The organism is Pseudochrobactrum sp. B5 (assembly GCF_001939785.1).
Classification (GTDB): domain Bacteria; phylum Pseudomonadota; class Alphaproteobacteria; order Rhizobiales; family Rhizobiaceae; genus Pseudochrobactrum; species Pseudochrobactrum saccharolyticum.
Genome location: NZ_MOYL01000002.1, coordinates 574930 through 587530, shown reverse-complemented (window position 1 = coordinate 587530; position 12601 = coordinate 574930). Strand labels below are relative to the sequence as shown.

The 12601-nt window shown below is 50.1% G+C and carries 13 protein-coding genes; 5 read left to right on the top strand and 8 right to left on the bottom strand.

The annotated features are described in order from the left end of the window. Positions 1 to 36: 36 nt before the first annotated feature. The 5 genes from lpxD (at position 37) to lpxB (ending at position 4759) form a co-directional block, all read left to right on the top strand. Positions 37 to 1083, top strand: coding sequence for a UDP-3-O-(3-hydroxymyristoyl)glucosamine N-acyltransferase (gene lpxD, locus BKD14_RS09350; protein ID WP_033316251.1), 1047 nt, complete (start codon positions 37 to 39; stop codon positions 1081 to 1083). Between the two features lies 1 nt (position 1084). Beyond that, on the top strand, positions 1085 to 1546 hold the full coding sequence (fabZ, locus tag BKD14_RS09345) for a 3-hydroxyacyl-ACP dehydratase FabZ (protein WP_022712388.1): 462 nt from the start codon (positions 1085 to 1087) through the stop codon (positions 1544 to 1546). 96 nt (positions 1547 to 1642) lie between these two features. Beyond that, positions 1643 to 2473 (top strand): acyl-ACP--UDP-N-acetylglucosamine O-acyltransferase, encoded by an 831-nt coding sequence (gene lpxA, locus BKD14_RS09340; protein ID WP_022712387.1) that lies wholly within the window; start codon positions 1643 to 1645, stop codon positions 2471 to 2473. A 1-nt stretch (position 2474) separates the two neighbouring features. Further along, complete coding sequence (gene lpxI / locus BKD14_RS09335; RefSeq protein WP_075655416.1) at positions 2475 to 3353, top strand: UDP-2,3-diacylglucosamine diphosphatase LpxI; 879 nt, start codon at positions 2475 to 2477, stop codon at positions 3351 to 3353. Positions 3354 to 3583: 230 nt separating this feature from the next. Beyond that, positions 3584 to 4759 carry a lipid-A-disaccharide synthase gene (gene lpxB, locus BKD14_RS09330; RefSeq protein WP_075655414.1) on the top strand — a complete coding sequence of 392 codons (1176 nt, stop codon included), beginning with the start codon at positions 3584 to 3586 and terminating at the stop codon, positions 4757 to 4759. A 181-nt stretch (positions 4760 to 4940) separates the two neighbouring features. On the opposite strand, the gene BKD14_RS09325 is transcribed toward lpxB, so the two are convergent. From BKD14_RS09325 to moaA, 8 genes are all read right to left on the bottom strand, one after another. Beyond that, complete coding sequence (locus BKD14_RS09325; RefSeq protein WP_075655412.1) at positions 4941 to 5774, bottom strand: ABC transporter permease; 834 nt, start codon at positions 5772 to 5774, stop codon at positions 4941 to 4943. Then, positions 5771 to 6505 (bottom strand): ABC transporter permease, encoded by a 735-nt coding sequence (locus tag BKD14_RS09320; protein ID WP_022712383.1) that lies wholly within the window; start codon positions 6503 to 6505, stop codon positions 5771 to 5773. The genes BKD14_RS09325 and BKD14_RS09320 overlap by 4 nt, the downstream gene beginning before the upstream one ends. A 102-nt stretch (positions 6506 to 6607) precedes the next feature. Next, complete coding sequence (locus BKD14_RS09315) at positions 6608 to 7432, bottom strand: transporter substrate-binding domain-containing protein (RefSeq protein WP_083646954.1); 825 nt, start codon at positions 7430 to 7432, stop codon at positions 6608 to 6610. Positions 7433 to 7921: 489 nt separating this feature from the next. Then, positions 7922 to 8689: an ABC transporter substrate-binding protein gene (locus BKD14_RS09310; protein ID WP_225688414.1), complete on the bottom strand. Its 768-nt coding sequence runs from the start codon at positions 8687 to 8689 to the stop codon at positions 7922 to 7924. Positions 8690 to 9054: 365 nt separating this feature from the next. Further along, a complete protein-coding gene (gene mobB / locus BKD14_RS09305) occupies positions 9055 to 9564 on the bottom strand; it encodes a molybdopterin-guanine dinucleotide biosynthesis protein B (RefSeq protein WP_022712380.1) in 510 nt (169 codons plus the stop codon). Beyond that, positions 9561 to 10262 carry a molybdenum cofactor guanylyltransferase MobA gene (mobA, locus tag BKD14_RS09300; protein ID WP_075655410.1) on the bottom strand — a complete coding sequence of 234 codons (702 nt, stop codon included), beginning with the start codon at positions 10260 to 10262 and terminating at the stop codon, positions 9561 to 9563. The genes mobB and mobA overlap by 4 nt, the downstream gene beginning before the upstream one ends. Before the next feature lie 32 nt (positions 10263 to 10294). Then, positions 10295 to 11227 carry a DMT family transporter gene (locus BKD14_RS09295; RefSeq protein ID WP_033316248.1) on the bottom strand — a complete coding sequence of 311 codons (933 nt, stop codon included), beginning with the start codon at positions 11225 to 11227 and terminating at the stop codon, positions 10295 to 10297. 259 nt (positions 11228 to 11486) lie between these two features. Continuing rightward, positions 11487 to 12524, bottom strand: a complete 1038-nt coding sequence (moaA, locus tag BKD14_RS09290) for a GTP 3',8-cyclase MoaA (protein ID WP_075655408.1) — start codon at positions 12522 to 12524, stop codon at positions 11487 to 11489. Positions 12525 to 12601: the final 77 nt, after the last annotated feature.

The window sequence follows — 12601 nt, the reverse complement described above, 5'->3', positions numbered from 1 at the left end:
GAAAAGAAGATCCGCCTCAGGAGAGAAAGTATGTTGATGGCAGATCCTGTATTTTATACGCTGTCCTGTGCACTCAACGTCGCTGATATTGCTCAATTTACCGGTTCCGAATTGCTGACAAAGCAATATGCCGACCGGAAAATTGAGCATTTGGCGTCTTTGGATAATGCAACACCGGATTCTCTTGTTTTCCTTGAAGGTAAGAAAAACGAAGCTGCTCTGAGCTCGCTCAAAGCGGCCGCTGTGCTATGCGCAGAAGCGCAGGCATCATTGATTCCTGAGGGCGTTGCGATTCTGGTGAGTAAATCGCCGCAGCGGGATTTTGCTGCTGTTGGCCGTAAGCTTTATGCGCAGGCTGTGCATCCGCGCTCATTGCTGGGCGTTCCCGGTATTTCTGAAAATGCCACGATTCACCCGAGTGCCGAGATTGAAAGCGATGTTACGATTGAACCGGGCGCAGTCGTCGGTGCTGGTGTATCTATCGGTTCCGGTACAACAATCTGTGCGAATAGTGTAATTGGTGCGGGCTGTAAAATCGGCCGTGATTGTATCATCGCGCCGAATGTTTCCCTGACCTATGCGCTGATCGGTAATCGCGTTTATCTGCATCCGGGTGTTCGAATCGGGCAGGATGGTTTCGGTTATGTACCGGGTCCTGCAGGACTTGAAAAAGTGCCGCAACTCGGTCGCGTTATCATTCAGGATGGTGTGGAAATCGGTGCGAATACCACGATTGATCGCGGTTCACTGAGTGATACTGTGATCGGCGAGGGCACCAAGATCGATAATCTGGTGCATGTTGCACATAATGTAAAAATCGGGCGGCATTGTATTGTGGCCGGTCACTGCGGAATTTCCGGCAGTGTTACCATCGGCGACATGACAATGCTTGGCGGGCGTGTCGGCCTTGCAGATCACATCACAATCGGTTCGCGCGTGCAGATTGCTGCTGCGAGCGGTGTGATGAATGATATTCCCGATGGTGAGAGATGGGGTGGTCTGCCAGCCAGACCGCTGAAGCAGTGGTTCCGCGATATTGCGACGTTGCGCAGTATCGGACAGTCTAAAAAGGAGAAATCCTGATATGAGTGAGAATGTTGAGCAGAACAGCCTTGGTTCAGCAGATATTCAGAAGTTGCTGGCAGTTCTGCCGCATCGTTATCCGTTTCTTCTTATCGACCGTATTGTCGATATTGACGGTGATGATTCCGCGACCGGTATCAAAAATGTGACATTCAATGAACCACATTTTACTGGACATTTTCCTGCGACCCCTATTATGCCCGGTGTATTGATCATTGAAGCTATGGCGCAGACCGCCGGTGCGATTTCAATGCTCAAAATGGGCCTTGAAAATGCAGGAACCGTATTTTTGCTGACAATTGATAACGCAAAATTCCGTCGTCCTGTTGTTCCGGGTGATCGCATGTTGCTTCGCGTTAAAAAAGTGAAGCAGCGCGGAAATATTTCAAGATTTGCATGTGTCGCTGAAGTTGACGGCGTTAAAGTTGCTGAAGCGGATGTCTCTGCAATGACCGGTGCGTAAGCAGACAGTCTGTTACAGGCGATCCTGCAAACAAATACATTAATTTTCAAAGTCCGGTTCGGGCTTTGACATAACTGAAGAAAAAGCGTGATTTGAATGCGTGAAACCTCTATTCACCCGACAGCCTGCGTTGAACCGGGCGCCAAACTTGGTCAGGGTGTTTCTGTCGGCGCTTTCTGCCATGTTCAGGCAGGCGCAGAGATTGGTGATAACAGCGAGCTGATGAGCCATGTTGTTGTCACGGGGTTTACGACACTTGGTGAAAACGCCAAAGTTTTCCCGCACGCTATTCTCGGTTGCGAACCGCAAAACGGTAAGCATAAAGGTGGCCACACCAAGCTGCTGGTCGGCAAAAATGCGATGATCCGCGAAGGCGTAACCATGCATCGTGGTTCCGATACCAGCCGCGGCTATACCAATGTCGGCGATAATTCCACATTTCTTGCGTATGCCCATGTCGCCCATGATTGCGATGTCGGTAATCACGTAACTTTTGCGAATAATGTGATGATCGGCGGCCATTGTGAAATCGGCGATCACGCAATTCTCGGCGGCGGTGCTGCTGTGCACCAGTTCGTCCGCGTCGGGCATCATGCTTTTGTTGGCGGTATGGCGGCTGTTGTGCAGGACGTTATTCCGTTCGGCATGGCTATTGGCGTTCATGCGCATCTCGGCGGCCTCAACATCATCGGCATGAAACGCTCTGGTCTGGAACGGAAAGAAATCCATGCTGTGCGCCGTGCAACACGTATGTTGTTTGACCGTACAAAACCGGTGAAAGAGCGCGTGGAAGACGTGCGTATTGAGTTTGCAGATTCACCGGCAGTGGGCGATCTGATTGCTTTCATCACAGCCGATGCCAAACGCAGCTCGTTTACGACACCGCTTCTGCATGGCAAGCACGGTCATATTGAAGACCATTCATAATATGACGAAAAGCGCTGTTTCTGTCCGGGCCGTAAATGCTGAAGCCAGAACCGCTATTATTGCCGGTAACGGGCTTTTGCCGCAAGTTGTGGCAGAGGCTCTTGAAAAGAAAGGCAATTCGCCCTTTGTCATTTGTCTGAAGGGCGAGGCGGACGAAAGTCTCAAACGCTTTGAACATGAAACTGTTTCAGTGGTGGAATTCACACGCCTGATTAAGGCGCTGAAACAAGCCGGTGCGAAGAATGTTATTCTGGCGGGCGGTGTCCGCCAACGTCCGCATTTAAGCGATATACGTTTGGATATGACAACCATCCGTGCTCTGCCGCGGGTGTTTAAAGCATTGGGCAAAGGCGATGATGCTTTGCTCCGTGCTTTTATCGGGCTTCTGGAATCCTACGGCTTTCATATGGTCGGCGCGCATCAGATTGTGCCCGATATTCTGGCACCGGCAGCATCCGTGCTGACTGCGGTTAAGCCGGATAAAAAAGAACAGCATAATATTGATCTTGCACGTGAGGCTGCCTTTATCTTGGGCAAGCTGGATGTCGGGCAGGGTGCCATTGCTGCCGGTGGTCGTGTTGTGGCGCTGGAGGGTGCTGAAGGCACCGACAATATGATTGAGCGTGTGCGCCAGCTGCGTGAGGAAGGCCGCATCCCGCGTCAGGGCGGAGTGCTTGTTAAATGCGCAAAACCTGCACAGGATGAGCGGGCAGATCTGCCGACGATCGGCATTGATACGGTGACCAATATTGCAGCTGCAGGGCTTGCAGGGATCGCTATCGAGGCTGGCCGTACTGTGATGTTGTCCTATCATGACACAGTTCAATCCGCCGATGCGCAGGGCTTGTTTATTGTTACTTTCGACAGTCCGCGCGAATAAATTTTCAAAACCTGTATAGCTCTGCCGCTGTTCAGCAACTATGCTGCAGCTCTTGCAACCGAAGCACTTTCGTTTAATCGGGCGTTCAATCGGGTGCGAGCCGGAGCATTTCAGAGTCAGGTTGGCTCAACTTGACGGCAGCTGTAATGCGACCAGATAAAGAGATAATACGGTTCCAATGATTTTGCTCTGACCGGAACCACTTTAATCCAAAGGATGCCGGTTTGAATATGAGTGAAAAACTTCCGTTGAAAATTGCTGTTGTGGCCGGTGAGGAATCCGGAGACCTGCTTGGGGCGGATCTCGTGGATGCGCTGCGTACGAAAACGGATCGCCTGATCAGCCTTGTGGGCGTTGGCGGTACTCATTTGCAACAGCGCGGATTGCAGAGCCTGTTTGATCCTGATGAGATTGCCCTGATGGGTATTGGGGCAGTGCTGGCGCGGTTGCCGAAACTGATTATGCGGATCAGCCAGACAGCCAAAGCGATTGTGGCTGAAAAGCCGGATTGCCTGCTGATTATCGACAGTCCGGATTTCACTCACCGCGTGGCGAAGAAGGTGCGTCAGGCCGATCCGTCGATACCGATCATCAAATATATTGCCCCGACTGTCTGGGCATGGCGTCCGCAGCGTGCCAAGGAAATGCGCAAATATATTGATCATGTGCTGACGGTTCTGCCTTTTGAAGTTGAGGTCATGCAGCGCCTTTCCGGCCCGAAATCGACTTATGTCGGCCATCGGCTGAGCAGCTACCAGCCATTGCTGGATGTGGCTAAAGCGCGGAAAAACCGCAAAGCACCGGCAGAAGATGCCGAGAAAACCATTCTGCTTTTGCCGGGCTCCCGCCGGTCTGAAATACAGGCTTTGCTCAAAGAATTTGGCACAACACTGCAATTGCTGAATGAGCGAAACGGAACTGTGCATGCAATTCTACCCACACCGGAACGCCATGAAGCCTATGTGCAGAACCTGACGAAAGACTGGCCGGTTAAGCCGGTTATTGTTACCGGTGAGGCTGCGAAATGGGATGCCTTTGCCAAGGCCGATGCGGCATTGGCTGCTTCCGGTACTGTGTCGCTTGAACTGGCGCTGACCAAAATTCCGGCAGTGATTACCTACAAGGCCGATCTCTTCAGCAGATTATTCATCACACGGCTGATAACCATCTGGAGCGCATCACTGCCGAATATTATTGATGATACGCCGGTTATTCCTGAATTCTTTAACGAGTTTGTCCGTGCGGGCATGCTGTGCCGTCAGATTGAGCGTTTGCTTGAAGATGGTTTGGTGCGGCAGGCACAGATCGATGGTTTCGAGCGGATTATCACTAAAATGCATACGGATAAGCCTGCCGGTGAAATGGGGGCTGATGTGCTACTGGAGCTTCTATCAAACAACAACTGATCTGATTGTTTGACCAATTAAAAAGCCTGCCTCTGGGATCAGAGGCAGGCTTTTGTGTTTGTCAAATGCCTTATCTTTTAAAGCATGTCGCGAAAAAGTGGGTACCGGTTTTCCGATAACGACATGCGTAAAAACAAGAAGATAGAGCGAGCGTAGTGGCTATGATTAAACGCGACACGCTCTATCGGATAAGGTGAACAGTGATCCGGCGCTCAATCCATTCAATGATATTGCGCAGCACTTCCACAATCGCCAGATAAATGATTGCCGCCCACAGATAGGTCTGGAAATCAAATGTACGGGAATAGGCGCGGCGGGTTTCGCCCATCAGGTCATAAACCGTGATGATTGCAACAATGGCGGAGCCTTTAATCATCAGAATGATTTCATTGCCGTAAGGACGCAGAGCAACAATCAATGCCTGAGGCAGGATGATTTTACGGAATGTCTGGAATTTAGACAGGCCGAGCGCATGCGCACCTTCCCACTGGCCTTTTGGCACGCTGAGGATTGCGCCACGCAGAATTTCAGCCTGATAGGCGGCTGTATTCAGCGTAAATGCCAGAACTGCGCAATACCATGCTTCGCGGAAAAAGCCCCAGAGCCCGATGGTTTCCAAAAACGGGCGGAAGGTTCCCAGACCGTAATAGATCAGGAAGATCTGCGCCAACAATGGTGTACCACGGAAGAAATACACATAGGCATAGGCAATGCCGCCCAGAATACGGTTGTCCGACATGCGGGCAAGCGCAACCGGCAGTGACAGCAAAGCGCCAAGCACAATCGACAGCGCAACCAGAATAAGGGTCGTTTTCAGACCGTTCCAGTAACGCGGCGCATAGGTTTCAACCAGATCAATCTGCCATGAATTATACAGATAGATTGCAAGACCGGCGAACAGCGCAAGCCAGATAGCAACCAGTATATGGCCGGTAATGCGTGCACCTGTCCACGGACGGGGCGGCTCAGCTGGGCGGAAAACGCGATCAGTTTGCATATTGCTTATTGTTGTCATTGACGCACCACACTTGCTGCCGGCTGTTTGCGGCTGCCTTCAGCCCATTTTTCAATGCGGGCGATAAAGTAAGAAGAGATAATTGCAAGTGCCAGATAGATCAGGCAGGCCACGCCGTAGAACAGGAACGGTTCTTTGGTGACGCGCGCAGCAACCGAAGTCTGACGCAGAATATCTGTCAGGCTGATAACCGATACCAGCGATGTATCTTTGAGCAGAACCATCCAGAGATTGGCGAGACCCGGCAGAGCAATCTTAATCAGCTGCGGGAAGATAATCTTGCGCATGGTCTGAAAATTGGTGAGGCCGATGGCGAAAGCGCCTTCATACTGGCCTTTCGGTATGGCGCGAAACGCGGACAGGAACACTTCACTGGAATAGGAAGAGAAAACAAAGCCCAGAGCAATCATACCAGCGGCAAAGGCATTGACCTCTACCGAACCCTGAAAGCCGATCAGCGCAAAAACCTTCTGAACTGCAAGAGAGCCGCCGAAATACACCAGAAACAGTGTGAGCAGCTCAGGCAGTCCGCGGAATATCGTTGTATAAATATTGGAAGCAAGGCGCAGCGATGGCTCAGCCGATTGCTTTCCTAAAGCCACAAGGAAACCGAGTAACAAACCGATTGGCAAAGTGGCAAGCGCCAGCAAAACGGTCGTCAACAGCCCCCATGCTATGCTCAGCCCCCATCCGTCCGGACCAAAGCCAATTAACACAGCATATTTTTCCATTTAGTCTATCCCTGTGAGGACGGGTGGCAAATCCGGTTTGTCACCCGTCAAGATCAGTTTATTAAAATACCGGCCAGACGGATCTGACCGGTTTCTTCGGAATTATTCGCCGTAAATATCGAAATCAAAATATTTGTCGTTGATTTCTTTGTATTTACCGTTGTCACGGATGGCGAGAATAGCTGTGTTGAATTTCTCAACCAGTTCTTCACGACCTTTTTTGATGGCAACGCCAACACCCGGACCGTGAATTTCAAGATTCGCCTTCACTGGACCGACCAGTTTGCAGCAGGTACCTTCCGGTGTCTTGAGCCAGTCAATCAGCGATACGATATTGTCGTTCACAGCATCAACACGACCGGCAACCATGTCCATACGCGCTTCATCCGAGCTGCCGTAATTGTTGATGGTGCTGTCGGAATAGGTTTGTTCAGAAAACACAGCATGAACAGTTGAGGACTGTACGCCGACTGTTTTGCCTGCGAGGTCTTCTTTTGCTGTGCCTTTGATATCAGAATCTTTTGGCACGGCGATTGCCGCAGCAGGATTGTAATATTTATTGCTGAAATCGACCTGTTCTTTACGGGCCGGAGTGATCGACATGGAGGAGATCACAACATCAAGCTTGCCGGACTGAAGGGCGGGGATCATACCATCCCAGTCCTGCACAATGATTTGACATTTGGCTTTTAATTCTTCGCATAGCGCGTTGGCGATGTCGATTTCAAAGCCTGCAACCGTGCCGTCAGCCTTGACGAAATTGTAGGGAGGATAGGCGCCTTCCGAACCGACTTTCAGTGTAAGCTGCTCCTGAGCATGCGCGGATGCGGTCAGTGCTGCAACGGCAGTGATTGTCACCACACCGGCAGTTGCCAGCCCGCGCAGAGCTTTGCTGAAACGACGGTTTGCTCCCGTAATTTTATTCATTCTTCTGATACCCCCATAAGTCCCATTGTAAGAAGCATTGTTGTTTTTTTCTTCTCTTCGCTGGCGTTTTTTTAGCGCATTTTCTTTGCGAAGAAAAATTTGTTAACGGCGATATTCCCATCATTCCGGCGTTAAAGGCAAGTATCAAAAATCATGTTTTGCCTGCACACGGAAAAATAAAGCACTGGACATGGTTTAAATCACTCTTAGTTGCAGGTAATCAGACGGTATTCTTGATATAAAATATTAAAAATCAACATATTATGGTGATAATTTAATATTGTGGATTTCAAAAATTTCTTTCTTCTCTATCAGTCACTCGCACGCAAAACACTCGCATTTACGACATGCAGGTGACGGCTTTCAGATGATTATGCATAGGTTGATGTGGTTTTTGCATTAAATCGGGATCAATGGCAGTAAACATAAAAAAAGCTGCATCACAAGGATGCAGCTTTAAGAGAGTTTCAGCCGGTAAACCCGCCGATATTAGTCTGTTTCCGCGCCATAAGCGTCGAATTCAAAGTATTTATCGTTGATTTCTTTATATTTGCCATTCGCACGAATAGCTTTAATCGCATCGTTGAATTTGGCGATCAGCTCAGGATTGCCTTTTTTGAAGGCTACGCCAGCGCCCGGACCATGAATTTCCAGAACCGGAGCCCATGTGCCAACCATCTTACAGCAAGCACCGTCTTCGGTTTTCAGCCACTGGGACAGGGTCACGCTGTCATCACTTGCGGCATCAAGACGGCCATTGGCCAGATCAAGACGATATTCTTCCGCAGTCGGATAGGCTTTGATGGTGCTGTCCGTGAAGGTTTTTTCTGCGTAATTGGCATGGGTTGTGGAGATCTGCACGCCGATGGTTTTACCGGCCAGATCTTCTTTGGTTGTGCCTTTGATGTCGGTATCTTTCGGAGCAGCAAGACCCGGAGGGGTGTTATAATATTTGTTGCTGAAATCAACCTGCTTCTTACGCTCATCTGTGATGGACATGGAAGCGATGAAAGCATCAAATTTACCGGCCTGCAGGCTCGGAATAGCGCCATCCCATTCAATGGTGATGAATTTGCATTCAGCCTTCATTTCTTCGCAGAGCGCGCGGCCGATATCCACGTCAAAACCGGACAGCTCGCCGGAAGCGCTGATGAAGTTAAACGGAGGATAGGCACCTTCAGTTGCAATTGTCAGCTTCAAAGGTTCCTGTGCCTGTACTGCTGTGGCAGTCAGGGAAACTGCACCGGTCATGACCATGGCAGACAGCGCGGTTCCGATAATTTTCTTGTAATTTTTCATGTACTTTTCACCCGTTTAACCCATCCAAAAGTTGCAATCATAATGTCAGAACTACAAAGCCGGTTTATTCTAATCGGTTTATTTTTTACCGGATTCTGACGTAATAATTGTTCGCTGGATATTCCCACCATTTTTGCGAGAAAGGCAAGGGTAAAAAAGCGTTTTAAAACAATGTGAGCAAATGTGAAAATTACTGCTCAGCAGTTCATAGGTGAGTTAGAATTAATTTTTTTAATTTATGATTTTAAATCAGTATATTGTTTGGATAAATTAATATTTTGATTTCATCATTTTCACCGGTTCTCAAACCTTGTTTTCCGGTTTCAGTTTTTCAATCCGCAGTAGTTTTCGACAAAATCGCTGACGGCTGCAATATTATTCAGGTCCAGAACCGGTACGCTCTGATCTCTCAAACCCTCATCAGTGGCGATGGCCACGATCGAATATTGCTCTGCATTGAGGGGGATTTGAGTCGGACTGTCTTTGCGCCGCACTTCAATTTTTGGATGTTTATCGTTCTTGTAACCCTCAACCAGTATCAGGTCGCAGGGTGCCATACGGCTGACAATTTCCTCAAGCGCAGGCTCCTGAGCATCGCGCAATTCATGCATCAATGCCCAGCGATTGAAAGAGACAATGGCAACCTCAGCCGCTCCGGCTTGACGGTGGCGATAGGAATCCGTTCCCACTGTATCAATGTCAAAACTGTGATGGGCATGTTTGATTGTTGAGATTTTATAGCCGCGTTTGGTCAGTTCGCGCACCACACATTCAGCAAGTGTGGTTTTGCCGGAGTTTTTCCATCCGGTGATGCCGAAGATTTTCTGAGTCATGATTCACGCTCCTGCCAGCCGCTCATATCCTGCAATTGCCAGGCTGATCTGGCCAGCGCCAGTTCCGTTTGTGTGTTTATGTTAAAAAACGGATCAAGACCGCTGATTTTATCAGTTTCGCTGAAATCTGCATAGGCAACAGTGTGATTATTCGCGAAAACGCGAATGCTGCGTCTTTTGGTTTCTGAGAGCCAGTTTTCCAATGAGGCAGCAATATTGGCAGGCCACAGTGCAAAGGTCGGATGCGCACCAAAATCCGAACGGGCGAATATAATCGTGTCTTCCATGGGGGAAGCTGCGTCCGCCAGAACCTGCGCAAAGCGGTGCAACAGATCGGGCGGGAAGAACGGTGTATCCGCAGCCACGCTCATCACATGGCTGCAACCAAGCTGGGTTGCATAATGACAACCGGCGAGAATACCGGCCAGCGGGCCGCTGTTAAGCCATTTCCCGTCATTGATGACCGGATAGCCGAAACTTGCGAAAAAGGCAGGATCGCTATTGGCGCTGAGAATGATCTGATCGGTTTGCGGCTTCAGGCGCGCGCATACCTGATGAAGAATAGTATGATCTCCGAGCGGGCGCAGGGATTTGTCGCCGCCGCCGAGACGCTGGCTGCTGCCGCCTGCCAGAATGAGCCCCAAAACATTTTTACCTGTCAGCACTTGTTTGCCGGTAGATATGATCGGGACAGACATGACTGACGCACCTTTGATTGAAAAGCCGGATTTCAGGGAGAAATACTGCTTCCGGCATTTTGCCGCCGCAACTCCCTACGCATCCGATAGCCCGTAATCGCTTCACGATAAAGCATATAGCAACCGCTGGCGACCACGATTGCAGAGCCGATCAGCGTATTCTGATCCGGTATCTGATTGAATACAATATAGCTCAGCGCGATTGCCCAAAGCAGACTGGTGTAACGAAACGGCGACGCAAAGGACATGTCACCGGCACGGGTGGCAAGGATAATGCAGTGATAGCCGATGATGAGCAGCACAGCAGCAATGCTGACATGGATAATATCTGTCGTCGTCGGCTGCACCCAGCCGGTATCCGTCTGCATGATAATGAAACCGGTAATGGTAATCATAATCGAAGTCATGGCAGAAATCAGAATGGTGGGGATTTGCATATTGATACGACGGGTAGAGAGATCGCGCATGGCTGTAAAGCAAACACCAACAAGCAGCAGCAGGGCATAGGCATTCATACCATTACCGGAGGCATCACCGCCAGGGCGGATGATAATCAGCACGCCGATAAAGCCGATGCCAATTGACAACCAGCGCCGCCAGCCGACTTTTTCACCGAGAAACAGCACTGCGCCCAGCGTTACCGCCAGCGGCACTGCCTGATAAACGGATGAGACAAATGCGAGGGACAGATGTGTGAGCCCCACCAGATAAAAGGTCGTCGCGCCGACTTCACCAAAGCCGCGCAGGATGGTGACTTTGTCCAATGCATCGCGCCAGCGGCTGAGCACGCCCTGTCGCGCGGCAATAAAGGCCAGCAGGAGAATGCATAATAATCCGCGCATAAACATGAATTGCCCGAGATTGAGCGTCTGCGTGGAATATTTGGTCAGAGCATCGCCGATGGCGAAAACACCCATGCCGAGCATCATATAAAGACTGGAGCGGATATTAGCTGAAAGTGCCACGGTCATATTCCTGCAGGAAAAGCTGAAGAGCTTTTCATTTAGAGCATCGTCCTGCGCAAAAGGCTCACGCACTTTTGCCGGAAATGCTTTTATGCCGGACTTATAACAAGTATTTATGCGACATGGTCACCCGTTTGCGTCATGCACAGCAAAATAATGATATAAAAATCAAGATAATGCCGGTTTATGATCCGGATTAGGCCATGTGCACATCGCATGGTCGCGGGCGTTAAATGAGTGCACTTAACGCTGATACGCTTTAGCCGCCGGTGACACTCATATGGCGCGAGACTGCAGGGCGGTTATGCCGCCGGTCGATGATGAAGTCATGGCCTTTTGGCTTGCGCAAAATTGCATTGTCGATTGCTTCCGACAGCAGCGCATTATCAGCACTTGCCCGCAGTGGTTCACGCAGGTCGGCCGCATCTTCCTGACCAAGGCACATATAAAGTGTGCCGGTGCAGGTGATCCGCACGCGGTTGCAACTTTCGCAGAAATTATGAGTCATCGGCGTGATGAAGCCGAGGCGGCCGCCGGTTTCCGCAATCTGCACATAACGGGCTGGCCCACCTGTCTGGTAGGGAATATCAGTCATGGTGAACTGTCGTGCAAGCGTAGCACGCAGCATGGAGAGCGGCAGATACTGATCTGTGCGGTCGAGATCAATCTCGCCCATCGGCATGGTTTCAATCAGTGTCATATCCATGCCGCGGCCATGCGCCCAGCGCAGCATGTCCGGAACCTCATGATCGTTAAAACCTTTGAGAGCCACGGCATTGAGCTTGATATGAATGCCTGCTTTTTGCGCGGCATCAATACCACGCAGAATCTGTGCCAGATCACCCCAGCGGGTAATTGTCTTGAACTTTTCCGCATCCAGCGTGTCGAGCGAGACATTGATGCGTTTGATACCGCAGGCTGCCAGTTCCTCTGCGTAGCGGGAGAGCTGCGAACCATTGGTGGTCAGTGTCAGTTCATCAAGCGCACCGGCTTCAATATGGCGCGACAGACTGCCGATGAGGTGCATGATATTTTTACGCACCAGCGGCTCACCACCGGTGAGGCGGATTTTGCGCACACCCTTATCAATAAAAGTTGAACAAAGGCGGTCGAGTTCTTCCAGCGATAACAGATCTTTCTTCGGCAGAAAGGTCATATGTTCGGCCATGCAATAGGTGCAACGGAAATCACAGCGGTCAGTTACAGAAACGCGCAAATAGGTAATTGCCCGTCCGAACGGGTCAATCATAGGTGCTACCGGCGTTGTTTTTTGGGCATTCAGTGCTGTTACGTCCATATTACCTGTATATCGGCTTCTTCAGTCATCGCTTCTATATAAGAGAGATAAGTTCAACATATGGTGCTGTCCAGTAC